The 25,131-nt window shown below is 71.6% G+C and carries 25 protein-coding genes; 13 read left to right on the top strand and 12 right to left on the bottom strand.

Translation table 11 applies throughout. The features are described from left to right. Positions 1–51: 51 nt before the first annotated feature. The 9 genes from O1Q96_RS16565 to O1Q96_RS16525 all read right to left on the bottom strand — a co-directional run bounded on the left by O1Q96_RS16565 (position 52) and on the right by O1Q96_RS16525 (position 9,333). The gene (locus O1Q96_RS16565; protein WP_269248901.1) at positions 52–702 is read right to left on the bottom strand and encodes an ABC transporter ATP-binding protein; all 651 of its coding nucleotides are present in this window, start codon (positions 700–702) and stop codon (positions 52–54) included. After that, positions 695–1,630 (bottom strand): ABC transporter ATP-binding protein, encoded by a 936-nt coding sequence (locus O1Q96_RS16560; protein ID WP_269253617.1) that lies wholly within the window; start codon positions 1,628–1,630, stop codon positions 695–697. Before O1Q96_RS16560 ends, O1Q96_RS16565 begins: the two co-directional genes overlap by 8 nt. Before the next feature lie 17 nt (positions 1,631–1,647). Next, on the bottom strand, positions 1,648–2,565 hold the full coding sequence (locus tag O1Q96_RS16555) for an ABC transporter permease (protein WP_269248900.1): 918 nt from the start codon (positions 2,563–2,565) through the stop codon (positions 1,648–1,650). Beyond that, on the bottom strand, positions 2,558–3,523 hold the full coding sequence (locus O1Q96_RS16550) for an ABC transporter permease (RefSeq protein WP_269253616.1): 966 nt from the start codon (positions 3,521–3,523) through the stop codon (positions 2,558–2,560). The genes O1Q96_RS16555 and O1Q96_RS16550 overlap by 8 nt, the downstream gene beginning before the upstream one ends. 20 nt (positions 3,524–3,543) lie before the next feature. Continuing rightward, a complete protein-coding gene (locus O1Q96_RS16545) occupies positions 3,544–5,127 on the bottom strand; it encodes an ABC transporter substrate-binding protein (protein ID WP_269248899.1) in 1,584 nt (527 codons plus the stop codon). 136 nt (positions 5,128–5,263) lie between these two features. Continuing rightward, a complete protein-coding gene (locus O1Q96_RS16540; protein WP_269248898.1) occupies positions 5,264–6,385 on the bottom strand; it encodes an acyl-CoA dehydrogenase family protein in 1,122 nt (373 codons plus the stop codon). Beyond that, the gene (locus O1Q96_RS16535) at positions 6,382–7,590 is read right to left on the bottom strand and encodes an acyl-CoA dehydrogenase family protein (RefSeq protein ID WP_269248897.1); all 1,209 of its coding nucleotides are present in this window, start codon (positions 7,588–7,590) and stop codon (positions 6,382–6,384) included. Before O1Q96_RS16535 ends, O1Q96_RS16540 begins: the two co-directional genes overlap by 4 nt. Then, positions 7,587–8,564, bottom strand: coding sequence for an NADPH:quinone oxidoreductase family protein (locus tag O1Q96_RS16530; protein ID WP_269248896.1), 978 nt, complete (start codon positions 8,562–8,564; stop codon positions 7,587–7,589). The genes O1Q96_RS16535 and O1Q96_RS16530 overlap by 4 nt, the downstream gene beginning before the upstream one ends. A gap of 94 nt (positions 8,565–8,658) precedes the next feature. Then, complete coding sequence (locus O1Q96_RS16525; RefSeq protein WP_269248895.1) at positions 8,659–9,333, bottom strand: helix-turn-helix domain-containing protein; 675 nt, start codon at positions 9,331–9,333, stop codon at positions 8,659–8,661. A gap of 76 nt (positions 9,334–9,409) precedes the next feature. Here O1Q96_RS16525 and O1Q96_RS16520 point away from each other — a divergent pair, with 76 nt between their 5' ends. The 5 genes from O1Q96_RS16520 to O1Q96_RS16500 all read left to right on the top strand — a co-directional run bounded on the left by O1Q96_RS16520 (position 9,410) and on the right by O1Q96_RS16500 (position 14,136). Then, positions 9,410–10,345 (top strand): NAD(P)/FAD-dependent oxidoreductase, encoded by a 936-nt coding sequence (locus O1Q96_RS16520; RefSeq protein ID WP_269248894.1) that lies wholly within the window; start codon positions 9,410–9,412, stop codon positions 10,343–10,345. A 29-nt stretch (positions 10,346–10,374) separates the two neighbouring features. Beyond that, a complete protein-coding gene (locus O1Q96_RS16515; RefSeq protein WP_269248893.1) occupies positions 10,375–11,922 on the top strand; it encodes an ATP-dependent DNA ligase in 1,548 nt (515 codons plus the stop codon). Continuing rightward, the gene (locus O1Q96_RS16510; RefSeq protein WP_269248892.1) at positions 11,919–12,389 is read left to right on the top strand and encodes an NUDIX hydrolase; all 471 of its coding nucleotides are present in this window, start codon (positions 11,919–11,921) and stop codon (positions 12,387–12,389) included. Before O1Q96_RS16515 ends, O1Q96_RS16510 begins: the two co-directional genes overlap by 4 nt. Before the next feature lie 96 nt (positions 12,390–12,485). Continuing rightward, the gene (locus O1Q96_RS16505) at positions 12,486–13,871 is read left to right on the top strand and encodes an NADP-dependent succinic semialdehyde dehydrogenase (RefSeq protein WP_269248891.1); all 1,386 of its coding nucleotides are present in this window, start codon (positions 12,486–12,488) and stop codon (positions 13,869–13,871) included. A 25-nt stretch (positions 13,872–13,896) separates the two neighbouring features. After that, positions 13,897–14,136, top strand: coding sequence for a DUF6213 family protein (locus O1Q96_RS16500; RefSeq protein WP_217459554.1), 240 nt, complete (start codon positions 13,897–13,899; stop codon positions 14,134–14,136). A 32-nt stretch (positions 14,137–14,168) separates the two neighbouring features. On the opposite strand, the gene O1Q96_RS16495 is transcribed toward O1Q96_RS16500, so the two are convergent. Continuing rightward, positions 14,169–14,861, bottom strand: a complete 693-nt coding sequence (locus tag O1Q96_RS16495; protein WP_269248890.1) for a transcriptional regulator — start codon at positions 14,859–14,861, stop codon at positions 14,169–14,171. A gap of 191 nt (positions 14,862–15,052) precedes the next feature. On the opposite strand from O1Q96_RS16495, the gene O1Q96_RS16490 reads away from it, so the two are divergent. From O1Q96_RS16490 to O1Q96_RS16480, 3 genes are read left to right on the top strand one after another with little or no spacing between them, the layout of a single operon-like run. Continuing rightward, positions 15,053–16,117: a type III polyketide synthase gene (locus O1Q96_RS16490; RefSeq protein WP_269248889.1), complete on the top strand. Its 1,065-nt coding sequence runs from the start codon at positions 15,053–15,055 to the stop codon at positions 16,115–16,117. Between the two features lies 1 nt (position 16,118). Next, the gene (locus O1Q96_RS16485) at positions 16,119–17,333 is read left to right on the top strand and encodes a cytochrome P450 (RefSeq protein ID WP_269248888.1); all 1,215 of its coding nucleotides are present in this window, start codon (positions 16,119–16,121) and stop codon (positions 17,331–17,333) included. Further along, a complete protein-coding gene (locus O1Q96_RS16480) occupies positions 17,330–17,860 on the top strand; it encodes a cupin domain-containing protein (RefSeq protein WP_269248887.1) in 531 nt (176 codons plus the stop codon). Before O1Q96_RS16485 ends, O1Q96_RS16480 begins: the two co-directional genes overlap by 4 nt. Before the next feature lie 74 nt (positions 17,861–17,934). On the opposite strand, the gene O1Q96_RS16475 is transcribed toward O1Q96_RS16480, so the two are convergent. Continuing rightward, positions 17,935–19,164, bottom strand: a complete 1,230-nt coding sequence (locus O1Q96_RS16475) for an acyl-CoA dehydrogenase family protein (RefSeq protein ID WP_269248886.1) — start codon at positions 19,162–19,164, stop codon at positions 17,935–17,937. A gap of 169 nt (positions 19,165–19,333) precedes the next feature. On the opposite strand from O1Q96_RS16475, the gene O1Q96_RS16470 reads away from it, so the two are divergent. Further along, a complete protein-coding gene (locus O1Q96_RS16470; protein ID WP_269248885.1) occupies positions 19,334–19,975 on the top strand; it encodes a TetR/AcrR family transcriptional regulator in 642 nt (213 codons plus the stop codon). Positions 19,976–20,097: 122 nt separating this feature from the next. On the opposite strand, the gene def is transcribed toward O1Q96_RS16470, so the two are convergent. Further along, the gene (gene def, locus O1Q96_RS16465; RefSeq protein WP_269248884.1) at positions 20,098–20,637 is read right to left on the bottom strand and encodes a peptide deformylase; all 540 of its coding nucleotides are present in this window, start codon (positions 20,635–20,637) and stop codon (positions 20,098–20,100) included. Between the two features lie 143 nt (positions 20,638–20,780). Between def and O1Q96_RS16460 the strand changes: the two genes are divergently transcribed. The 4 genes from O1Q96_RS16460 to O1Q96_RS16445 all read left to right on the top strand — a co-directional run bounded on the left by O1Q96_RS16460 (position 20,781) and on the right by O1Q96_RS16445 (position 25,102). Continuing rightward, a complete protein-coding gene (locus tag O1Q96_RS16460) occupies positions 20,781–22,019 on the top strand; it encodes a MurT ligase domain-containing protein (RefSeq protein WP_269248883.1) in 1,239 nt (412 codons plus the stop codon). 19 nt (positions 22,020–22,038) lie between these two features. After that, positions 22,039–22,767, top strand: coding sequence for a type 1 glutamine amidotransferase (locus O1Q96_RS16455; RefSeq protein ID WP_217459562.1), 729 nt, complete (start codon positions 22,039–22,041; stop codon positions 22,765–22,767). A gap of 165 nt (positions 22,768–22,932) precedes the next feature. After that, positions 22,933–23,958: a 6-phosphofructokinase gene (locus O1Q96_RS16450; protein WP_217459563.1), complete on the top strand. Its 1,026-nt coding sequence runs from the start codon at positions 22,933–22,935 to the stop codon at positions 23,956–23,958. Positions 23,959–24,151: 193 nt separating this feature from the next. Beyond that, positions 24,152–25,102, top strand: a complete 951-nt coding sequence (locus tag O1Q96_RS16445) for a cytochrome c oxidase assembly protein (protein ID WP_269248882.1) — start codon at positions 24,152–24,154, stop codon at positions 25,100–25,102. Positions 25,103–25,131 lie beyond the last annotated feature (29 nt).

Below are 25,131 nucleotides of genomic sequence, written 5' to 3'. Positions count from 1 at the left end.
GGCCGGACCGCCGCTGCGTGTTCACTTCGCCGGACCACTTCCGGCGGGGGTTCACCCCGCGGTCAGCTCGGCCCAGCCCACCGTCCGGTCGCACCACCGCTCCAGCAGCACCCGGTCGTGCCCGACGGCCAGCAGCCCCGCCCCGCTCTCCCGCCGGTAGGCCTCCACGACGCCGACCAGCGCGGCCGTGGTCGAGGCGTCGAGCATCGCGGTCATCTCGTCGCAGACGAGCCAGCGCGGCCGCAGCGCGAGCGCCCGGGCGAGGCAGGCCCGCTGCAGCTGGCCGTCGCTCACCTCGTGCGGCCGGCGGCCCAGCAGGTCCGCTCCGAGCCCGACGGTTTCGGCCAGTTCGGGTACGGCGTCGACCGGTCGGCCGTTGGACCGCAGCGGTTCGGCGATGAGGTCCGCGAGGGGCAGCCGGGGGTCGGCCGACAGCCGCGGCTGCTGGAAGACGACTCCGAAGGCGGTGCGCTGCGACCGGGGCGCGCGATGGCGCCAGCCGCGTGCCGTCTCACCGTCCAGGACGACCTGGCCGGTGTCGGGCCGGTGCAGCAGGGCGGCGACCCGCGCCAGCGTGGACTTGCCGCAGCCGCTGGGTCCCTGGAGTCCCACGGCCTCTCCCGCGCCCACGGTCAGGGTGACGTCACGGACGACAGGGGCGCGCCGGTCGTATCCGGCCGTGACGGACCGCAGTTCAAGCACGCGCCACCTCCACGTGATGGCAGGCCACGCCCGACTCCAGGGCCGGGACGACCCGGCAGGCGTCGCCGGCCCGTTCGCAGCGGGCGGCGAAGGCGCAGCCCTGCGGCAGCGCGCCGAGTTCCGGCGGCATGCCCGGGATCGGTGTGAAGTCCCGCTCGGGCAGGGCGTTCAGCAGCCCGCGCGCGTAGGGATGCCGTGGGCCCGGCGAACCGAAGAAGGCTGACGCGTCGGTGATCTCCACCAGGCGTCCGGCGTACATCACGGCGACGCGGTCGGCGATGCGCCCGGCCGCCGCCAGGTCGTGGGTGATCAGCAGCAGGGCCCGGTGGTCCCCGGTGTGGCGGCGCAGTTCGTCGACGGTCCGCTCGACGAGGTCACGGTCGAGACCGGTCGTCGGTTCGTCGGCGAGCAGCAGGGGCGCGCCTCCGACGAGGGCGAGGGCGGTGGCGGCCCGTTGGGCGAGCCCGCCGGACAGTTCGTGCGGGTAGCGGTCGAGATGGTCCTCGGGGAACGCGGCGCGCCCTGCGGCGGCCGCCACGCTCTCCGGTGTGGCGATCCCTGTCAGTTCCCGCACCGTTTCGCGGAGTTGGGACCGGACGGTGCGTACCGGGGTGAGGTGGGCGGCGGGGCTCTGCGGTACGAGTCCCGCGCGCCGGCCCCGTATCTCGCGGGCCAGCACCCGTTCGTCCGCGGCCAGGACATCGAGTCCGTCGTCGCCGAGCACGGCCGATCCCGCCACCGAGGCGTTGCCCGGCAGCAGGCCGAGCAGCGCCGAGGCGAGCACCGACTTGCCGCAGCCGCTCTCGCCCACGAGGGCCAGGCACTCCCCCGCCGCGAGGTCGAAGGAGACGTCCGTGACGGCCCGTACGTGGGTTCCGTCGCGCATCCGGAAGCGTACGGAGAGTCCCCGCACCGACAGGACGTTCACGCCATCGGTCGGCGGTGTCACAGCATCAGCTCCGATCGGCGGCGCGGGTTGAGCCGTTCGCGCCAGGCGCCCGCGAGTCCCGCGATCGCCAGGGTGGCGGTCACGGCGCACAGTCCGGGGAAGAGGGTGGGCCACCAGTCGCCCGCGAGCAGCGATCCGCGCGCGCTCTGCACCAGCGTGCCGAGGCTGGCCTGGTGCGTGGGCAGGCCGAGCCCGAGGAAGGAGAGGGCGGATTCGTGCCAGACGGCGTGCGGCACCATCAGCACGGCGGCGAGCCCGGCCTGGGGCAGCACTCCGGGCAGCAGGTGCCGTACGGCGACCCGGTAGCGGGAGGCGCCGCCCGAGATCGCGGCGTCGACGTACGGGCGGGACCGCAGGGAGAGGACCTCCGCGCGGACGATCCGGGCCGTCGACAGCCAGTGGGTGAGGGCCACCGACACGACGACCGGCCACACTCCGGGCCGGAACATGGCGACGATGAAGATGCCGAGGAGCAGGTGCGGCACGGACGCGAACGCGTCCACCAGGCGCATCAGCAGCCGGTCGGTCCACCCGCCGAGCGCTCCCGCGACGGCGCCGACGGCCGTGCCGACGACGGTGGCGACGACAGCGGCCACCACGCCGACGAGCAGTGAGACCCGCAGCCCGTAGACGCAGCGCAGCAGCAGGTCCCGACCCACGTCGTCGGTCCCGAACGGGTGGTCCCAGGAGGGTGGTTGAAGCTTGGCCGCCAGGTCCACGGCCTGCTGGTCGAGCTGGACGACGGGCGGTACGAGGAGGACGGCCAGGACCAGCACGGCCACGACGGCCGCGGAGCCGCGCACCCGCCAGGCGCGCGCCGAGCGCCGCACGACCGCGCGCGTGCGCCATGCCCCGCCCGGCTCGGCGTCCTCGGCAGGTCCGGTGACGTCGGTCGTTTCGGTCGTGTCAGCCATCGAAGCCCACCCTCGGGTCGGCGAGCCCGTACAGGAGGTCCGCGAGCAGGTTGCCCACCAGTACGGCGATCGTGGCGAGCACGGTGAGCGCGGCCAGCAGGGGGAAGTCGACGGCGGTGGCGGCCTCGACCGTCGCCGCCGCGATGCCGGGCCAGCTGAAGACGGTCTCCACGAGCAGCGCGCCGGTGATGAGTTCGGGCACGCGTGAGCCGATGAGGGTGAGTACCGGCAGCATCCCGGAGCGCAGGGCGTGCCCCAGCAGGACCGTCCGCTCGGCGAGTCCACGCGCGCGTGCCCCGCGGACGGGGTCCTCCTGGAGCGCGTCGCCGACGCCCTGACGGACGTACAGGACGAACCACGGCAGCTGGGAGAGCGCCAGGACCGCCGCGGGCAGCACGAGATGGCGTGCGACCTGTCCGACGGTGACCACCGTGCTGCCCGTGTCGGTCAGGCCGCCCGCGGGCAGCAGCCCCAGTTTCAGCGCGAACAGCCATATGACGAGCAGCCCGAGCCAGAACGGGGGCGCGGCCTCCAGGGTGTACGCGAGCGAGGAGACGGCCCTGTCCGTCCAGCCGCCCGGCCGGCGCGCGGCGAGGACACCGAGCAGGCCGCCCAGCAGCACGGCCACCAGGAAGGCGGTGGCGGCCAGCAGCACGGACCAGCCGACGCGTTCGCCGATCACGTCGGCGACCGGCTGCCGCAGGGCGCTGGAGTCACCGAGGTCGCCCCGCACGGCGGCCGCCAGCCAGTTCCACCACCGGGTGACGAGCGGCTCGTCCGCGCCGAGGTTGGCACGCAGCTGGTCGAGGGTCTCCTGCGAGGCGCTGAGGCCGGCGGTGCCCGCGTACGCCTTGACGGGGTCGAACGGGGAGGCCGCGGCGATCGCGAAGACCCCGAACGTGACGATGCCGAGGACGGGGACGGCGAACAGGGCCCGCCGTCCCGCGAGCCGCGCCATGGGCCCCCAGGGCGGACGGCTCACGGACGCCAGTCCTCTACGTTCCACCACGGGCCCGCCGCGAGACCGTGGTCGTGCGGCTCGACCTGCGTGGACAGTTCGCCGAAGCGGTCGTCGACGACGTACAGGTGGTCGATGTGGGTCAGGAAGGTGTAGCCGGGGTTCTTCACCAGCTCCCGCTGCACGGTGTCGTAGGCGGCCTTGCGCTCGGCCGGGTCGCCGCTCTCGCGGCCTGCTTCCAGGGCGCGGTCGACGGTGGCGTTGTCGTACCAGCCCATGTTGTTGAAGCCGTCGCCCGCGAGGTCCGACCTCAGGAGCGGGTACTGGTCGAAGTCCGGGTCGGCCGGTGAGCCGCCGCCCGCGAGGACGGCGTCCTTGGGCATGCGCGGCTCGATGACCTCCCAGGTGCCCGCCTGCACCTTGGCCTCGACGCCGATCTTCTTGGCGTCCGAGGCGTAGGCGAGGGCATGGTCCTGGCGGAGCTTGTCGCCGGAGACGTACCAGAGCGGGAAGCTCGCGCGGACGCCGTCCTTCACGCGGATCCCGTCCTTGCCGGGCTTCCACCCGGCCGCGTCGAGGATCTTCCGCGCCTTCTTCGGGTCGTACGCCCGCTCGGTGCCCTCGGTGAACCATTCGCTGTCCGTCGGGACAGGTCCGTAGGCCTTCTTGCCGGCGCCTTCCAGGATGCCGTCGACCATGGCCTTGCGGTCGACGGCGATGTCGAGGGCCCGGCGCACGGCGGTGTTCCCGGTGACCCTGTTGCCCGTCGGCAGGGTGACGGTGCGGTGGTCGAAGCTCTCGGCCGCGTACGTCTTCTGCCCCGAGCCCTTGAAGGCCTTGGCGAGGTTCGGCGGCAGGATCGCGCCGTCGAGGTCGCCGGAGCGCAGCCGGGTGGCGCGGACGTCGTCGTCCCTGATGATCGCCATGGTGAAACGTTTGATCTTCGGAGCGCCGCCCCAGTAGCCGGAGTTGGCCTCCAGGACGAGCTGCTCGCCCTTGGACCACTGGGCGAGCTTGTAGGGCCCGGTGCCGACCGGCTTCGTCCCGAAGGAGCCCGTGTTGGCGTCCTGGCCGCCGGCTATGTGCTCGGGCGCGATGGGCAGCACCGTGCGCTCCGCGAAGGGCGCGTAGGGGTACTTGAGCCGGAAGACGACGGTGTCGTCGCCCTTGGCCTCGACGCTCCTGACCGCGTCGAGTTCACCCTTGGAGGCGTTGTTGGTCTTCTCGTCGAGGATCGTCTCGTACGTGAAGACGACGTCCTCGGCTGTGAACGGGTGGCCGTCGCTGAACTTCACGCCCCGGCGCAGCTCGTAGGTGTACGTGCGTCCGCCGTCGGTCACCTTCGGCAGGGCGACCGCGAGCGCCGGCTTCAGCTCCAGGTCGGCGTCGTGTGTGAGCAGCCCGTCGAAGATCTTGGAGTTGCCGTCCTTGCCGAAGCCGAGGAGCGGGCTCAGGGTCTCCGGTTCGTACGCGATGCCGACGACGGCCGAGGTGGCCGTGGCTGCGCTGTCGCCCTCGCCGGGCGCCGAACAGGCGGAGGCGACGGCTGTCAGAGCGGTCGCCGTCGCCAGGGCGCCCATGCCTCGTATCGATCGGGCCCTCATGCCGCCCCACCCCTAATGCAGATCAACTGTTATTGCGAACAGTTCGCAATTATGCATGATGTACGAGGTGGGCAGAGCGAAGGCCCGCTCCTGTCCGGGGGGTCGGAGCGGGCCCTCGTGCCGTGCGTGCGGTGGGTCAGGGGGCCTGGAGGTCCACCAGGACGGCCAGCGCCTCCCGATGACTGCCCGCCGTGCCGTACGCGATCGAGTCGGCCTTGGCCCGCTTCAGGTACAGGTGCGCCGGGTGTTCCCAGGTCATACCGATACCGGCGTGCAACTGGAGCGCCTCCTCCGCGACGTGGACGGCTACCGGCGCCGCGTACGACTGGGCGACGGCGACCGCCACGTCCGCGTCCGCGCTGTCGGTGGCCAGCGCGTCGGCCGCGTTGCGGGCCGCGGCGCGGGTGCTGACGGTCTCCAGCCACAGGTGCGCGAGCCGGTGCTTGAGCGCCTGGAAGCCACCGACGGGGCGGTTGAACTGCTTGCGCTCCTTCAGGTAGCGGACCGTCTCGGTCAACGACCACTCGGCGAGGCCGAGTTGCTCGGAGGCGAGGAGCCCGGCTCCGGCACGCAGGGCACGCCGTACGGCGGCTTCGGCGTCCGGGGTGAGCCGGCGTGCGGCGGCCGCGTCGAAGGTGACCGTGGCGACCGGCCGGGTCAGATCGAGGGAGACCTGAGGGGTGACCGTCACTCCCCCGGCGCCCGGGTCCACGGCGTACAGGCCGGCGTCCTGCGCCGGGACGAGCAGCACGTCCGCGGTCGCCGCGTCGGCGATCCCGCTCAACTCCCCGTGCAGAGCGCCGCCTTCGAGCCGTACGGACCTGTAGGGCGCCCCCGGTCCGACGGACAGCGCCACCGCGAGTGCGCCGAGCGTGCGGCCGGAGGCCAGCGCGGAGAGCAGCCCGGCGGCCTCGTCGGCGGGGCAGGCCAGCAGCGCCTCGGTCGCCACGACGGCACTGGTCAGATACGGGGCGGGAGCGACCGCCCGGCCCAGCTCCTCCAGGACGACGGCGACTTCGCGATGCGTGGCGCCCTGGCCGCCCAGCGACTCCGGGACGAGGAGACCGGCGAGGCCCATGCTCTCGCCGAGGGCCTTCCACAGTTCGGGGTCGTGAGGTCGGTCCGACTCCATGCGGGCGATCACACCCGGCGCGTCACAGTGGTCGGTGAGGAGATCGCGGACGGCCGCACGCAGCGCCTCTTCCTCCTCCGAGTACAGCAGGTCGGGCTGTGCGCGCTGCGTTGTCCGCGTTGTCATCGGGCCAGGTCCTTCCAGGCGACGTCCTTGTCGGTGCGCGGCTCGGAGGGCAGGCCCAGCACGCGTTCGGCGACGATGTTCAGCAGGACCTCGCTGGTCCCGCCCTCGATGCTGTTGCCCTTGGAGCGGAGGTAGCGGTATCCGGCGTCACGGCCGGTGAAGTCGACGAGCTCGGGGCGACGCATCGTCCAGTCCTCGTACAACAGGCCCTCCTCACCGAGGAGTTCGACCTCCAGGCCGCTGATCTCCTGGTTCAGGCGGGCGAACGAGAGCTTCATGCCCGAGCCCTCGTAGCCCGGCTGTCCCGCGACCAGCTGCTGCCGCAGGCGCTCCCCGGTGAGCCGGGCCACCTCCGCCTCGACCCACAGCTTGAGCAGCCGCTGGTGGAGATCGTGGGTGCGCAGCTCGGGACGCTCACGCCAGGTCTTCGAGACCGGGCCGATCATGCCGCCCTCGCGCGGGATGCGCATGCCGCCGATGGAGACCCGTTCGTTCATCAGCGTGGTCTGCGCGACCCGCCAGCCGTCGCCGACCTCACCGAGCCGGTGTGCGTCGGGGATGCGGACGTCGGTGAGGAAGACCTCGTTGAACTCGGCCTCGCCGGTGATCTGGCGCAGCGGCCGCACCTCGACACCCGGGTCCGTCATGTCGCAGATGAAGTACGTGATGCCGCGGTGCTTGGGCAGGTCCGGGTCGGTGCGGGCGATGAGGATGGCCCAGCGGGCGAGGTGGGCGCTGGACGTCCACACCTTCTGGCCGTTGACCACCCACGAGTCGCCGTCCCGCACGGCGCGTGTGCCCAGCGCCGCCAGGTCGGACCCGGCGCCCGGCTCACTGAACAGCTGGCACCAGACCTCCTCGCCCACCCACAGGGGCCTGAGGAAGCGGCTCTTCTGCTCCTCGGTTCCGAAGCCGAGGATCGTCGGCGCGGCCATGCCGAGGCCGATGCCGATGCGCCGGGGATCGTTGTCGGGAGCGCCCGCGGCCTCGAGTTCGGCGTCCACGACGGCCTGGAGGGAGCGGGGCGCGCCGAGGCCGCCGAGTCCCTGCGGGTAGTGCACCCACGCGAGACCGGCGTCGTACCGGGCCTTGAGGAAGTCCGGGCGGCCGGTACTGCCGACCGGGTGCGCGGCCAGCAACTCCTGGGTGCGGCGGCGCAGTTCGGCGGCGTCGTTCGTCCCGCCCCCGCTCACGGCGTCGGTCATGCGGCTGCTCCGCTCTCGAGTGAGGGCACCACGGCGACCCGGCCCGTGGTGACGCCGTCGGCGACCCGCTGCACGGCGTCGGCCGCGCCGGTCAGCGGCACACGCTCACTGACCAGCGGCTTGATCGCACCCCGGGTGGCCAGCTCGGTCAGCTGCTCGTGGCAGTGCAGGACCAGCTTCGGGTCCTTGGTGTTGTAGAGGCCCCAGTGCAGGCCCAGGATCGAGTAGTTCTTCACCAGGGCGTGGTTGAGCGCCGGGCTCGGGATGCTGCCGCTGGCGAAGCCCACGACGACGATGCGGCCCTCGAAGGCGACGACCTTGGTGGACTGTGTGTAGGCCCCGCCGCCGACCGGGTCGTAGACGACGTCGACGCCCCGGCCGCCGGTGGCCTCCTTGACCGCGGCGACGACGTCCTCGGAGCGCCGGTCCACGACGACGTCGCAGCCCAGCTCGCGCGCGACGGCGGCCTTGTCGGCGCCGCCCACAACGCCGATGACCTTCGCGCCCGCGGCCCTGCCGAGCTGCACGGCCGCGCTGCCGACCCCTCCCGCGGCAGCGTGGACGAGCAACGTCTCGCCGGCCTCCAGACGGGCCCGCCGGTGCAGGCCGAACCAGCCCGTCTGGTAGCCGATGTGCAGGGCCGCGGCCTCGGCGTCGTCCAGCGCCTCGGGGGCGGGCAGCAGAGCCGCGGCGTCCGCGACGGCGTACTCGGCGAAGCCGCCGTACGGCAGCGCGGGGTTGGCGATGACCCGCCGGCCGTCCTCGGTCTCGCCGCAGATCTCCACCCCCGGCGTGAACGGCATCGGCGGCCTGACCTGGTACTGCCCGCGGCACATCAGGGCGTCCGGGAAGTTGATGTTCGCCGCACGCACAGCGAGGAGGACCTGGCCGTCACCCGGAGTGGGCCGCTCGACCTCCTCGAGCCGCATCACCTCGCCGGGCTCGCCGTTCTCGTGCACTTGCCATGCCTGCATGCGGGGCCTCCACGGGACTGCTTCATCTGGTCGGGCTCAAACGCATACTAAGCGGTCGCTTGCCGATCAGGGAACAGTCGGGCGGCGGTCGGTGTCAGTCCGCACGGCCGCCGCGCTTCGGGCGCGCCCGTACATGCATCCGCTCTCCCTGCCGCCCGAAGAGGCTCAGGAACTCCACCGGCCCCTCCCCCGTGGAACCGAACCAGTGGGGCACGCGCGTGTCGAACTCGGCGGCCTCCCCCGCGCCGAGCACGACGTCGTGGTCGCCGAGCACGAGGCGCAGCCGCCCGGAGAGCACGTACAGCCACTCGTAGCCCTCGTGGACGCGGGGCTCCGGCTCCTCCTTCCGTTTCGGTTCGAGCACCTTGTAGGCCTGGAGGCCGCCCGGCTGGCGGGTGAGCGGCCAGTGCGTGCGGCCGTGCATGACGATCGGCTTCGCCGCGCGGACGCGCGGGTCGCCCACCTGTGGCGCTCCGACGAGCTCGTCGAGAGGCACCTGGTGGGCCCGGGCGATGGGCAGCAGCAGCTCCAGGCTGGGTTTGCGCAGGCCGGACTCCAGGCGGGAGAGGGTGCTCACGGAGATGCCGGTGGCGGCGGACAGCCCCGCGAGTGTGGCTCCGCGCTCCTTGCGGACGCGACGCAGCCGGGGGCCGACCTCCGCGAGAACGTCGGCCGTGCCGGTCGCGCCGGCGGCCCCGTCCGTGTCCGCGGAGCCCTCGTCGGCCGCCCCGCGCCCCTGGTGCCCTGCGTGTTCCTCGTGCTCCCTCATGACAACATTGCAGTTTCAGCAAAGAAGTTTGTCAATACGGACGTTGTCGGCGACCTTCTCAGTGGAGGTGGTCACCATGACCGATACATACGAAGTGGTCGTCGTCGGCGGCGGTGCGGCCGGACTGTCCGCGGCGCTCGTCCTGGGGCGCGCACGCCGGAGCGTGCTCGTGATCGACGCGGGCGAACCACGCAACGCGCCCGCCGCCCACATGCAGGGCTACCTGTCCCGGGACGGCATGTCGCCGGCCGAGTTCCTCGCCGTGGGCCGCGAGGAGATCGCGCGGTACGGCGTCGAGCTCGTCCAGGGCCGGGCGGTGGACGTGGCGCGGGGCGCGGACGGGGAGTTCGACGTGACACTCGAAGGAGGGCGCGCGGTGCACGGGCGCCGGCTGTTCGTCGCCACCGGGCTCGCCGACGAACTGCCGAAGGTGCCCGGGGTCGCCGAGCGCTTCGGCCGGGACGTGCTGCACTGCCCCTACTGCCACGGCTGGGAGGTGCGCGACCAGGCGTTCGGCGTCCTCGCCTCGACCCCGATGGCCGTGCACCAGGCCCTGATGGTCTCCCAGTGGTCCAAGGACGTGACCCTGTTCCTGCACACGGTCGACGAGGGCGAACTTCCGGACGAGGATCTGCGCAGGCTCGCCGCGGCCGGTGTCGCCGTGGTGCCCGGTGAGGTCGCGGGCCTGGAAGTGACCGACGACCGGCTCACCGCGGTCCGGCTCGCGGACGGCACGACGCACGAGCGTGCGGTGCTGTTCGTCGCCCCCCGGCCCGTCCCCCGCACCGGCCTGCTGGAACGGCTGGGCGCCGAACTGCAGGAGACACCTTTCGGCACGTACGCCGTGGTCGACGCGACGGGTTCGACCAGCGTGCCCGGCGTCTGGGCGGCCGGCAACGCGACCGGTTTCGGCGAGCAGGTCGTGAACGCCGCGAGCGGCGGCTACCGGGCGGGGGCCACGATCAACGGAGAGCTGCTCTTCGCGGACCTCGACGCGGCCGTCGGGGTGTAGACCGGCCGCCTCCGTTGCACCATTGCTGCATGCTGCTGACCCGGCTCGCCCATGTGTCCCAGGAGGTCGCCGCCACCTCGGCGCGGTCCCGGAAGGTCGCTCTGCTCGCGGAGCTCTTCCGGGACGCGGAGGCCGACGACGTGCCCGTCGTCATCCCGTACCTGGCGGGCCGTCTGCCCCAGGGGAGACTCGGAGTCGGCTGGAAGACGCTCAGCGCGCCCGTCCCGCCCGCCGAGCGGCCCATGTTGACCGTGCGGGAGGTGGACGCACGTCTCACGCGGCTCGGCGAGGTCTCCGGCGCCGGATCACAGGCGCGGCGGGCGCGGCTGGTCGGGGAGTTGATGGGCGAGGCCACCGGCCCCGAGCAGCGGTTCCTCCTCGCGCTGATCGGCGGTGAGGTGCGGCAGGGCGCCCTCGACGCCGTGGCGGTCGAGGGCCTGGCCCTGGCGACCGGCGCGCCCTCGGCCGATGTGCGCAGGGCGGTGATGCTGGCGGGTTCGCTCCAGAGCGTGGCCGCGCGGCTGCTCGCCGACGGACCCGAGTCCCTCGCCGCGTTCCGGCTCACCGTCGGCCGGCCCGTCCTGCCGATGCTGGCGCACAGCGCCCCGTCCGTCGCCGAGGCGGTCGACAAGCTCGGCGCCTGCGTGGTCGAGGAGAAGCTCGACGGCATTCGCGTCCAGGTCCACCGCGACGGCGACGACGTACGCGTCTACACCCGCACCCTGGACGACATCACCGACCGACTGCCCGAACTCACGAGCGCGGCGAGGGACTTGAAGGGCGAGCGCTTCATCCTGGACGGTGAGGTCATCGCCTTCGACGACAGCGGGCGGCCCCGGTCCTTCCAGGAGACCGCCGGCCGCGTCGGCTCCCGCGTGGACGTCGCCACCGCCGCCGAGGCCGTGCCCGTGTCCCCCGTCTTCTTCGACGCCCTGTCCGTGGACGGCCACGACCTGCTCGACCTGCCGTTCGCCGACCGTCACGCGGAACTGGCCCGCCTGGTCCCCGAGCCGATGCGCGTGCGGCGCGCCCTCCTGCCGGACCCCGCGGACGAGACGGCACGGGCCGCCGCCGAACGGTTCCTCACCGACACACTCGCGCGCGGCCACGAGGGCGTCGTCCTCAAGTCCCTCGACGCGCCCTACAGCGCGGGCCGGCGCGGCGCCTCCTGGCTGAAGGTCAAACCGGTGCACACGCTCGACCTGGTCGTGCTGGCCGCCGAGTGGGGCAGCGGGCGACGCACCGGCAAACTCTCCAACCTGCATCTGGGGGCGCGCAGGCCGGACGGCTCGTTCGCCATGCTGGGCAAGACCTTCAAGGGCATGACGGACGTGATGCTGGCCTGGCAGACCGAGCGGCTCCAGGAACTCGCCGTCGAGGACAGCGGCCATGTCGTGACCGTCCGTCCCGAACTGGTCGTGGAGATCGCGTACGACGGCCTGCAGCGCTCCACGCGCTACCCGGCGGGCGTCACCCTGCGCTTCGCCCGTGTCGTGCGCTATCGCGAGGACAAGACCCCGGCCGAGGCCGACACCGTCGAGACGCTGCTCGCCGCCCACCCGGAGGTCGCCCCGTGACCGCCGACGGGAAACGCAGCGCGGGCCTGCTCCTCTTCCGCCGCACCGGCCTCGGTGTCGAGGTGCTGCTCGGCCACATGGGCGGCCCGTTCTTCGCCCGGCGCGACGCCGGGGCGTGGACCGTGCCGAAGGGCGAGTACGAGCCGGACGAGGCGGCGTGGGACGCGGCCCGCCGCGAGTTCGAGGAGGAACTGGGGCTCCCGCCGCCCGACGGCGAGGCCCTGTTCCTGGGAGAGGTCACCCAGACGAACCGCAAGATCGTCACGGTCTGGGCCGTCGAGGCGAACCTCGACCCGGCGAGCGTGGTCCCCGGCACCTTCACGATGGAGTGGCCACCCCACTCGGGCCGGAGCCAGGAGTTCCCCGAGCTGGACCGGGTGGAGTGGCTGGCCATGGACCGCGCCCGAGCCGTACTGATCAAGGCCCAGACGGAGTTCCTGGACCGCCTGGAACGGCATATGGGCTGACGGGAGGGGCACGCGCCCCGAGGGGGCGCGGGGAGGGAACCGCGCGCTCAGCCACGACGAACCCGCACCCTACGAACCGCACCAGGAGGCCCGTCCATGCCGATCGCAACCGTCAACCCGGCAACAGGTGAAACGCTCAAGACCTACGACGCCCTGAACGCGGAGGAGATCGAACAGCGCCTCGCCACCGCGGAGGCGGCGTTCCGCCATCACCGCACGACCTCGTTCGCGGAGCGCGCCCGACTGCTGCACCGGGCCGCCGATCTCCTCGAAGGCGACGCACAGGACATCGGCCGGATCATGACCACCGAGATGGGCAAGCCCGTCAAGCAGGCCCGCGCCGAGGCGGCGAAGTGCGCGAAGGCCATGCGCTGGTACGCCGACCACGCGGAGGAACTCCTCGCCGACGAGGAGGGCGGCAAGGCCGACGCCGAGGACTCCGGCGCCTCCCGTGTCCTCGTGCGGTACCGCCCGCTCGGCCCGGTCCTCGCCGTCATGCCGTGGAACTTCCCGCTCTGGCAGGTGATCCGCTTCGCCGCGCCCGCGCTGATGGCGGGCAACGTCGGTCTGCTCAAGCACGCCTCGAACGTCCCGCAGACCGCCCTCTACCTGGAGGACCTGTTCCGCCGGGCCGGCTACCCGGAGGGCTGCTTCCAGACGCTGCTCATCGGCTCCGGCGCGGTCGAGGACATTCTGCGCGACCCACGGGTCAAGGCGGCCACGCTGACCGGCAGCGAACCGGCGGGCCGCGCGGTCGCCTCGGTCGCCGGGGACGAGGTCAAGAAGACCGTCCTGGAGCTGGGCGGCAGCGACCCGTACGTGGTCATGCCGTCGGCCGACATCGACAAGGCGGCGAAGACCGCGGTGACGGCCCGGGTGCAGAACAACGGGCAGTCCTGCATCGCCGCCAAGCGGTTCATCGTGCACACGGACGTCTTCGACGCCTTCGCCGAGCGCTTCACCGCGGGGATGAACGCCCTCACGGTCGGCGACCCGCTGGACGAGGGCACGGACGTCGGCCCGGTCGCCACCGAGCAGGGCCGCGACGACCTGACGGAACTGGTCGACGACGCCATCGAGAGCGGTGCGACCGTGCTGTGCGGCGGCGAGGTCCCCGACGGGGACGGCTGGTACTACCCGCCCACCGTCCTCACCGACATCACCCCTGAGATGCGCATCCACCAGGAGGAGACGTTCGGGCCCGTCGCCACGCTCTACCGCGCCGCCGACCTCGACGAGGCGGTGGCCATCGCCAACGACACGCCGTTCGGGCTGAGTTCCAACGTCTGGACCCGCGACGACACCGAGATCGACCGGTTCGTACGGGATCTGGAGGCCGGCGGGGTCTACGTCAACGGGATGACGGCGTCCCACCCTGCGTTCCCGTTCGGCGGCGTCAAGCGGTCCGGCTACGGGCGTGAGCTGTCGGGGCACGGAATCCGAGAGTTCTGCAACATCACCACCGTATGGCACGGAGCGTGAGCGTTCCGGAGCTACGATCCCCTCTGTGAACCGCGAAGTGACCCTGCCTCTGATCGTCGACGACCGCGGGACCCTGCAGGTGGCTGCCGCCGATGTGAGCAAGCTGCTGCGCACGATGGGCGGCCGGTGGCTGCATCTGGTGGAAGCCGGACAGGACGGGCTCGACGAGGACACCGTCGCCGCGCTCACCATCGAACTCGCCAAGCTTGCCGACCGGATCGATGTGGCGTGCATCGCGCACAGCAGTGGCGGTGCCTCCGGCTAGGGGCACCGTCACAGGACACGGTTCCGCACCGCTCAAGGGGCGCTCCGCTGGTCCCGTTCCCACAGGGCGTGCCAGAACCTCGTCTCGTAGGTCTGCAGCAGGCGCCCGTGGCGGTGCGCCTCGTGTTCGTTCAGCCGGCCGGTCTCCAGGCCCGCCGCCACAGCCGCCAGCGCCCTGCGGTCCAGCTCCGCGGACGGCTCGGCGAAGAGGTCGAAGAAGCCGCACGCCTCGTCGTCGAAGCCGTAGTGGCGGCGCAGCGCCTCGGCGATCGTCGCGCAATAGCCGCCCCACGCAGCGAAGTTGGCGCTGAGGGCGAGAACCACTTCGGCCGGGGAGCCGTTCAGCGCGAGCCAGGCCACGTACGCGGGATAGGTCTGGCAGTCGGCGAGCGGCTCGTACGCCGCCTCGCGTGCCGGGTCCACGCCACAGGCGGCAGCGAACGCTCCGAGGCGGTCCCGGGCCAGCTCCTCGCCCTCCGCGAGCATGCCGAAGAAGGCGGCGCACTCGGGCCCGGCGGACAGCCCCTCCCCGGCCGGCCGTGCGGCCAGATGGCGGAACGCCCGGAGGTCGGCGGCGATCACATGGCGCTGCTCCAGGGCGAGGGCCGCGAGCGTGTCGCGGCGGGCCGCACCCCGGGCGATCAGCGGAAGCAGCCGGTTGGCATGCGAGTCCGGGGCGAGCTCGGCGGTGGTGCTCTCCAGCAGTTCCCTGGCCGTCCGCGTCATCGCGCATCCCTTCGGTCCGACTGACTGGCTGCCCTGCGACCAGGGTCCCACCCCCGGCCCGTGTCCCCGGGCCCGTGTCCCCGGTCTGGAGTAGTCCGACGCGATATCCGGGCTCCCCCGGGTGATCGTGGTGGAACCACCCTTCCGCCGAGGAGAGGGAGTTCCCGGCGGGCGAGAGAAGGCGCAGGCACATGGCGACTTTGTGCAGACCCGCGGTCTCCGTTCCGGAATACGTGATCACGATGGAGGAGACGCTCGAGCTGGCGCGCTCCCGCCACCCCGATCACCCCCAACTGCCGCTCGCACTGCGGCTGATCGAGAACACCGGTGTACGCACCCGGCACATCGTGCAGCCCATCGAGGAAACGCTCAAGCACCCCGGCTTCGCCGAACGCAACAAGGTGTACGAGGCCGAGGCGAAGGCCCGCGTGCCGGCGGTCGTCCAACGGGCGCTCGACGACGCGGAGGTCCTGGCCGCCGACATCGACGTGATCATCTACGTCTCGTGCACGGGCTTCATGATGCCCTCGCTGACGGCCTGGCTGATCAACTCGATGGAGTTCACCAGCGACACCCGCCAGATACCCATAGCGCAGCTCGGCTGCGCCGCCGGGGGCGCCGCGATCAACCGGGCGCACGACTTCTGCACGGCCTACCCCGAGGCCAACGCGCTCATCGTGGCCTGCGAGTTCTGCTCGCTGTGCTACCAGCCGACCGACCTCGGAGTCGGCTCGTTGCTGTGCAACGGCCTGTTCGGGGACGGCATCGCCGCGGCCGTGGTCCGCGGACAGGGCGGCGAGGGCATCCGCCTGGAGCGCAACGGCTCGTACCTGATCCCCAAGACCGAGGACTGGATCATGTACGACGTGCGGGCCACCGGCTTCCACTTCCTGCTGGACAAGCGGGTGCCGGCCACCATGGAACCGCTCGCCCCCGCCCTTCAGGACCTCGCGAACCTGCACGGCTGGGACGCCTCCGACCTGGACTTCTACATCATCCACGCCGGGGGTCCGCGGATCCTCGACGACCTCAGCAAGTTCCTCCAAGTGGCACCGGAGGCCTTCCGGTTCAGCCGGGCGACGCTCACCGAGTACGGGAACATCGCCAGCGCCGTCGTCCTGGACGCGTTGCGCAGGCTGTTCGACGAGGGGGGCTCCCATCACCAGGCGCGCGGACTGCTCGCCGGCTTCGGGCCGGGGATCACGGCCGAGATGGCGCTGGGCCGCTGGCACCGCACGGACGAAGAAACGGCGTGACATGACCCTGAGCGAAGAGACGACGGCCGCACCCCCGGTACGGCACTGGCCGGCCCTGGACCTGACCGGGGTCGACTTCGACCCCGTCCTGTCCGAGCTGATGCGGGAGGGCCCCGTCAACCGGATCCAGCTGCCCAACGGCGAGGGCTGGGCCTGGCTGGTCACGCGCTACGAGGACGTACGGCTGGTGACGAACGACCCGCGGTTCAGCCGCGCGGCGGTCCTCGGCCGTCAGGTCACCCGGCTGGCGCCGCACTTCATTCCGGCACCGGGTGCGATGAGCTTCGTCGACAAGCCCGACCACGCCCGGCTGCGCAGAGCGGTGAACGCCGCGTTCACCACCCGCGGCATCGAGCGCCTGCGGGCGAACGCCCAGGAAACCCTCGACGCGATGGTCGACGGCATGCTCCGGGACGGGCCGCCGGCCGATCTGATCGACCGGGTCCTGTCCCCGTTCCCGATCACCGTCATCTGCGAGCTGATGGGTGTCCCGGCCGACGACCGGCACACCCTGCACACCTGGACGCAGGCGATCCTCTCCTCCTCGCAGGGCGCCGAGACGAGTGAGCGCGCCAAGCGGGACATGGAGGTGTACTTCGCCAAGCTGATCGCCGAGCGCCGCGGGGCCACGGGCGAGGACGTGACCTCGCTGCTCGGCGCGGCGGTGGGCCGGGGCGACATCACCGAGGAGGAGGCGGTGGCGCTCGCGGGTCCGATCCAGATCGGCGGCGAGGCCGTCACCAACAACACCGGGCAGATGCTCTACATCCTCCTGACCAGGCCCGCACTGTTCGACCGGCTGCGCGCCGAACCGGAGCTGCGCCCGCAGGCCCTGGACGAACTGCTGCGCTACATCCCGCACCGCAACGCGGTGGGCCTGTCCCGGATCGCCACGGAGGACGTGGTGCTCAGGGGTGTGCGGATCCGGGAGGGCGATCCCATCTACGTGTCCTATCTGGCCGCCAACCGGGATCCGGACGTCTTCCCGGACCCCGACCGGATCGACTTCGAGCGCAGCCCCAACCCGCATCTGGCGTTCGGGCACGGTCCGCACTACTGCGTGGGCGGCATGCTGGCCCGCATGGAGTCGGAGCTGATGGTGAACACGCTCCTCGACCGGATCCCGACGCTGCGCCTGTCCGTCTCCGAGGACGAGGTGCCGTGGCGGCGCGGCGCACTGATCCGCGGGCCCGAGGCCCTGCCCGTCACCTGGTGACCGCGCTCACGCCGCCCGAGGGCCTGCTGGTACCCCCGGGCCACGGCCGTACGGTCCGTACCCCGGCCCAGCACGTCACCTTCAAGGTGACCGGTACGCACTCCCGGGCGGCGTCCAGCTTCGAGGTGATCGTGCCACCCGGCTTCGACGTCGGCGCGCATGTGCACACGCGCAGCGAGGAGCTCTTCTACGTCCTCGAGGGCGAGCTGGACGTGCTCGCCTTCGAGCCGCGGGTGCGGACCCCCGACACCTGGCAGCGCTGGGAGTCCGGTTCGGGCAACCGGGTGGTGCGGGCGACGCCGGGCACGGTGATCGTCGTGCCGCCCGGCTGCCCGCACGCGTTCGCCAATCCCACGGGAAATCCGGCCAAGATGTTCTTCCAGGCGTCCCCGCCGCCCGACCACGAGCGCTATTTCGAGGAGCTGCTGAAGATCCTGGACGCGGGCGGCCCACCGGACCACGCGGCGATCGAGGAGCTGCGTTCGCGGTACGACATCGAGCAACTCACGCCGCTGAAGCACCGCTGACCGGGGCGGCGCCCCCTCAGGGGCACGGGGAACTGCGCGACCAGCCACAACGAATCCGCAGATCCCCACCGCCATCAACGAATCGGCATGCCTGCCAGGGTGCGCGCGATCACCAGACGCTGGATCTCGCTCGTGCCCTCGAAGATCGTGTAGATGGCCGCGTCCCGGTGCATCCGCTCGACGGGGTACTCGCGTGTGTACCCGTTGCCGCCGAGGATCTGGATCGCCTGCCCGGTGACCTTCTTCGCCGTCTCGCTGGCGAACAGCTTCGACATCGAGCCCTCGGCCGAGGTGAACTGCTTCCCACTCACGGCCATCCAGGAGGCGCGCCACACCAGCAGCCGTGCCGCGTCGATCGACGTGCGCATGTCGGCGAGCTGGAAGGCCACGCCCTGGTTGTCGATGATCGGCCGCCCGAACTGCTCACGCGTCCGCGCGTAGTCGAGGGCCACCTCGTACGCGGCCCGTGCCGTGCCGACCGCCATGGCACCGACGGCCGGGCGGGACGCCTCGAACGTGGCCATCGCCGCGTTCTTCAGGCGCTCACCGCCTCCCGCCTTCGCGCGCTCCCGGGCGCGGGCGAGACGCTCGTCGAGCTTCTCCTTGCCGCCGAGGAGGCAGGAGCCGGGAATCCGGACGTTCTCCAGAACGACCTCGGCGGTGTGCGAGGCGCGGATGCCGTGCTTCTTGAATTTCTGTCCCTGGGACAGACCGGGCGTGTTCGGCGGGATGATGAAGGACGCGTGGCCCTTGGAGCCCAGTTCGGAGTCCACGACCGCGACCACGACGTGCACGTTGGCGATACCACCGTTGGTCGCCCACGTCTTCGTACCGTCGAGAACCCACTCGTCCTTGGCCTCGTCGTACACGGCGCGCGTCCGCATGGAGGCGACGTCGGAGCCGGCGTCGGGCTCGGAGGAGCAGAAGGCGGCGACCTTGACATCGTTGGCATCGCCGTACATCTGGGGGATCCAGGTGCCGATCTGCTCCTCGGTGCCGTTGGCGAGGACGCCCACGGCGGCGAGGCCGGTGCCGACGATCGACAGGGCGATGCCCGCGTCGCCCCAGAACAGCTCCTCCATGGCCATGGGAATACCGAGGCCGGTGGGGTCGAAGTACTGCTGGGCGTAGAAGTCCAGGGAGTAGATGCCGACCTTCGCGGCCTCCTGGATGACCGGCCAGGGAGTCTCCTCGCGCTCGTCCCATTCGGCGGCCGCGGGGCGGATGACGTCGGCGGCGAAGCCGTGGATCCAGTCCCGGACCTCCCTCTGTTCGTCGTTGAGCTCCATGGTGAACTCGGCCATGTCCCCTCCAGGGCTGCACTCACGTGTTACTTGCGGTAACCGTAGCCTGTTACTGGTCGGTAGTAAAAGTCAACTCCCCGTTCCAGCTCGGCAGCCCGTTCGAGGCAGACCCCGCTCCGGGTGTTACGTTGCGCAGGCGTCACCGAATCAGCACGGGTGGGGAGAGCTCATGGACACCACACAGCGGACCGAGCAGCAGAGGTCCGCCGACCGCCGACGGCGCGAGCTGCTGGAGGCCGCCGACCGGGTGGTGCTCCGCGACGGCCCGGGCGCCTCGATGAACGCCATCGCGGCGGAGGCGGGCATCACCAAACCGATCCTGTACCGCCACTTCGGCGACAAGGGCGGACTCTACGCTGCCCTCGCCAAGCGTCACACCGACGCCCTCCTCGGAGCGCTGCGCGCCGCGCTCGACGCCCCCGCCGAGCGCCGGCAGCGCGTGGAGGCCACGCTCGACACCTACCTCGCGGCGATCGAGGCACGCCCTCAGGTGTACCGCTTCCTGATGCATCCGTCGGAGGGCGGCCCGCAGAGCGACCAGGGCTTCGCCGTGGGGCTCTCCGCTCCCCTGCTGCGCCGGATGGGCGAGGAGCTCGCCGAGGTCATCGAGGAGCGCGTCGATCTCGGCCCGGACAGCCAGCAGTTGGCCCGCGTCTGGGGCCACGGCATCGTCGGCATGATGCACGCGGCGGGCGACTGGTGGCTCGGCGAACGCCCCTGCGCCCGAGCCGAGTTGGTCCGAGCCCTGGCCGACCTCCTCTGGGGCAGGCTGGCCGCGGCGGGCGACAGGGTCGGCGGCCCCGGCTTCTAGCGTTCCGCCGGATGTGCGGTTCGTGGGGTCCACGCGATCAGTCCCCGTGCCCCTGTTCAGGGGCGCGGGGACTGCGCGACCAGCCACGACGCACCCGCACCCGACGACCGGGCCGCGCACCCTCAACGACTCCAAGTGGCCCGCCCCGCCTGCCACATCACCCGCCGGTGGCGCCATCCGCGAACGCGGTCCACGTACAACCCACCGTCGAGGTGGTCGCACTCGTGCTGAAGGCACCGGGCGAACCACCCGGTGCCGTGCACCCGCACCGGCTCACCGTCCATGGTGACGCCCTCCACCACGGCATGGTCGTACCGCTCGGTGCCCGCCTCCAGGCCGGGCAGCGACAGGCACCCCTCGGGCCCGCGCAGCACCAACCCGTCCACCGCCACGAGCCGCGGGTTCACCATGTGTCCCACATGTCGTCGGTCTTCGTCGTCGGGGCAGTCGTATACGAAGACCCGCAACGACTCGCCCACTTGGTTCGCGGCCAGCCCGACCCCCTCCGCCGCGTACATCGTCGAGAACATGTTCTCGACGAGCCGCGCCAGTTGGGGACCGAACTCCGTGACTTCTTCACACCGTGTGCGCAACACGGGGTCGCCGAGCAAAGACAGAGGAAGGACGCGCCCTCGGGCGCCCGGGATCGAGCCGTGTCGCATGGCCGCAAGGGTACGGTCCTCAATGTCGCGCGGGTGCCGGGGTGGTGCCGCGGTTCGGGTGGGTGAGTGGATCTCGATAGGCTGAGGGCCACACGTTGCCGGGAGCAGTGCGCGGCGCCGTACGCAAGGAGGATCGAGAACTGATGGCAGGCAACTCGGACCCGCTGTCGCCGCGGGCCAAGCTGGCCGTGACGGCGGGCAAGGCGGTCGCAGCGGCGTCCCGCGCCGCGGGCCGCGGCAGCGGATCGGTGATCGGCGGCCGGGTGGCGCTCAAACTCGACCCCGACCTGCTGGCCCGGCTCGCACAGCACCTGGACGTCATCCTGGTGTCGGCCACGAACGGCAAGACGACCACCACACGGCTGATCGCCGAGGCGCTGCGCGCCGCGGGGCCCGTCGTCTCGAACGCGCTGGGCGCGAACATGCCCGCCGGCATCACCTCGGCGCTGGCCGGCGGCTCGGACTCGCGGTTCGCCGTGATCGAGGTCGACGAGAAGTACCTCTCCGGGGTGGCGCGCGACACGGATCCCAAGTGCATCGCCCTGCTCAACCTCTCCCGCGACCAGCTGGACCGCGCCGCGGAGACCCGCATGATGGCCGAGCACTGGCGCGAGGGCCTGGCCGGGTCCAAGGCCGTCGTGGTCGCCAACGCCGACGACCCGCTCGTCGTGTGGGCGGCGTCCTCCTCACCGAACGTGGTGTGGGTGGCCGCCGGCCAGATGTGGAAGGACGACGCCTGGTCCTGCCCGTCCTGCGGCGGTGTGATGCAGCGCCCCGGCGACGACTGGTTCTGCAGCGATTGCGGTTTCCGCCGCCCCACGCCGAGCTGGGCGCTCTCCGGTGACCACGTCCTCGACCCGCACGGTTCGGCCTGGCCGATCCACCTCCAGCTGCCGGGCCGCGCCAACAAGGCCAACGCTGCCTCGTCGGCCGCCGTCGCCGCCGTCTTCGGCGTACCGCCGCAGGTAGCCCTGGAACGCATGTACCAGGTGCAGGCCGTGGCCGGACGCTACGACGTCGTGCAGTTCATGCAGCGCGACCTGCGCCTGCTGCTCGCCAAGAACCCGGCGGGCTGGCTGGAGACGTTCTCCCTGATCGACCCGCCGCCGACCCCGGTGATCCTGTCCGTGAACGCGCGCGGGGCCGACGGCACCGACACCTCCTGGCTGTGGGACGTCGACTACACCCGGCTCACCGGCCACCCGATCTTCGTGCTCGGCGACCGGAAGCTGGACCTGGCCGTCCGCCTGGAGGTTGCGAACCAGCAGTTCCAGGTCTGCGAGACCCTCGACCAAGCCGTGCAGACGGCACCGCCGGGACGCATCGAGGTCATCGCGAACTACACCGCTTTCCAGGACCTGCGGCGTCGTGTCGGCAACTGAACCCCGGAGGACGAAGAAAATGAGTGACAACAGCCTGCGGCTGGTGTGGATCTACCCGGACCTGCTGAGCACGTACGGCGACCAGGGCAACGCGCTCGTCGTCGAGCGCCGGGCCCGCCAGCGCGGGCTGGACGTGGCCCGTCTCGACGTGCGCAGCGACCAGCCGATCCCCACCTCCGGTGACATCTACCTCATCGGTGGCGGCGAGGACCGGCCGCAGCGGCTCGCGGCCGAGCGGCTGCGCCGCGACGGCGGTCTGGAACGCGCGGTCGGCAACGGCGCGATCGTCTTCTCGGTGTGCGCCGGCTACCAGATCCTCGGCCACGAGTTCATCAACGACCTGGGCCAGCGCGAGCCGGGCCTCGGTCTGCTCGACGTCGTCTCCACCCGCGGCGAGGGCGAGCGGTGCGTCGGTGACGTGTTCGGCGACATCGACGCGCGCCTGGGCCTGCCTCCGCTGACCGGCTTCGAGAACCACCAGGGCGTCACGCACCTCGGTCCCACCGCCCGCCCCTTCGCGAACGTGCGGCTCGGCAAGGGCAACGGCACGGGCGACGGGACGGAGGGCGCGTACAACGACACGGTCTTCGGCACGTACATGCACGGTCCCGTGCTGGCCCGGAACCCGCTGATCGGTGATCTGCTGCTCAAGCTGGCACTGGACGTCAACGCCCTGCCGCCGATCGACGACCGGTGGTACGAGGCGCTGCGCTCCGAGCGTATCGCCGCTGCTCAGCAGCCTGCCTGACCCCGCGGGCGGAGCCCATCCGACAGCGTGCCCGCTCACCTGTGCGGGTACGTCCAGCAGGCGGACGCACAGTGCGGATCCGCCCCCTGCCGCCGGTAGGGTGGCGGCGTCCAGCCGGACAGCGTGGTCCGGTTCCCGGCCCACGTTGAGAAGGTATTTCGGGCTATGCGCATTGGTGTCCTCACGTCCGGCGGCGACTGCCCCGGCCTGAACGCCGTCATCCGGTCCGTCGTACACCGCGCCGTCGTCGACCACGGCGACGAGGTCATCGGCTTCCGGGACGGCTGGAAAGGCCTCTTGGAGTGCGACTACCTCAAGCTCGACCTGGACGCCGTGAGCGGCATCCTGGCTCGCGGCGGCACCATGCTCGGCTCCTCCCGGGTCCAGCCCGCGCATCTGCGTGACGGTGTGGAGCGGGCCAGGGGGCACGTCGAGGAGCTCGGGCTCGACGCGATCATCCCGATCGGCGGAGAGGGCACGCTCAAGGCGGCCCGCCTCCTGTCGGACAGCGGCCTGCCGATCGTCGGCGTGCCGAAGACCATCGACAACGACATCGCGGTCACGGACGTCACCTTCGGCTTCGACACGGCCGTGGGCGTCGCCACCGAGGCTCTGGACCGGCTGAAGACCACCGCCGAGTCCCACCAGCGGGTCCTGATCGTCGAGGTCATGGGTCGCCACACCGGCTGGATCGCGCTGCACTCCGGCATGGCCGCGGGCGCCCACGCGATCGTCGTCCCGGAACGACCCTTCGACATCGAGGAGTTGGCCACCAAGGTCGGCGAGCGCTTCTCGGCGGGCAAGAAGTTCGCCATCGTCGTCGCCGCGGAGGGCGCGAAGCCCCGCGAGGGCACGATGAGTTACGACGAGGGCCGCAAGGACGTCTACGGCCACGAGCGCTTCGCGGGCATCGCGCGGCAGCTCTCGATCGAGCTGGAGGAGCGCCTCGGCAAGGAGGCCCGTCCGGTGATCCTCGGACACGTCCAGCGCGGGGGCACGCCCACCGCGTACGACCGTGTGCTCGCGACGCGGTTCGGGTGGCACGCCGTGGAGGCCGTGCACCGGGGCGAGTTCGGCAAGATGACCGCGCTGCGTGGGACGGACATCGTGATGGTGTCGCTGGCCGAGGCGGTCGAGACGCTCAAGACCGTTCCGGACGAGCGGTACGCCGAGGCGGAGTGCGTGCTCTGACACTGCGCTGAGAGCGGTCGGACCCGCGGACCGTCCGTGGGCCGGGGCCGCCTGTGGCCTGTCGCACAGTTCGCCGCGCCCTTCGAGGGGTGCCTCGGACCGGAACCGCCCCCGGTCGCGGACGTGACCGGGGGCGGTTCTAGTCTGGGTGCGGACAGACGGCACGCAACCAGTACGAACCAGGAGCCGGCGGATGGATCACAGCGGGCACGGCATGACGATGGATCTGCCGCCGTTCACGCTGGGCCGGGGACTTCAGTGGTCCCCCGACCCGTTCTTCCTCGTCGCCTGCCTCCTGGGGCTCGCACTGTACGGGTGGGGTGTGGTGCGGCTGGTGCGGCGCGGTGACGCGTGGCCGGCCGGGCGGACCGTGGCGTTCGTCGTCGGTGTCCTGAGCGTGATGCTCGTGCTCTGCACCAAGCTGAACGACTACGGCATGGTCATGTTCAGCGTGCACATGGTGCAGCACATGGTGATCAGCATGCTGTCGCCGATCCTGATCCTGCTCGGCGCCCCGATCACACTCGCGCTGCGCGCGCTGCCGACCGCCGGGCGCGGCCGCAAGGGACCGCGCGAGCTGCTCCTGATGCTGCTGCACAGCAGGTTCATGCGGGTCGTCACCCACCCGGCGTTCACGATCCCGCTGTTCATCGCGAGCCTTTACGGGCTGTACTTCACGCCGATCTTCGACTCCCTGATGGGATCCACGGCCGGCCACACCGCGATGATGTGCCACTTCCTCGCCGTCGGCATGGTGTTCTTCTGGCCGATCATGGGCGTCGATCCCGGTCCGCACCGGCCCGGCTATCTGATGCGGATGCTGGAGCTGTTCGCCGGCATGCCGTTCCACGCGTTCTTCGGCATCGCACTGATGATGGCGTCCGAGCCGATGGTCGAGACGTACAGGAATCCGTCCACCTCCCTGGGCATCGACGCCCTCGCCGACCAGACCGCGGCGGGCGGCATCGCCTGGGCGTTCAGCGAGATCCCGTCCGTGCTCGTGCTGCTCGCGCTGCTGTTCCAGTGGCACCGCTCCGAGGAGCGGCAGGCGCGGCGGTCGGACCGGGCCGCCGACCGTGACGGCGACAAGGAACTCGAGGCGTACAACGCCTATCTGGCCTCACTCAACGCACGCGGTAACTGAGTCCCTTTTCCCCTTTCGGTCACTCCGCA

Origin of the sequence: Streptomyces aurantiacus (assembly GCF_027107535.1) — a bacterium.
Classification (GTDB): Bacteria; Actinomycetota; Actinomycetes; order Streptomycetales; family Streptomycetaceae; genus Streptomyces.
Note: the sequence above shows the minus strand (reverse complement) of the source record. Positions and strands in the feature narration are given on the sequence as shown.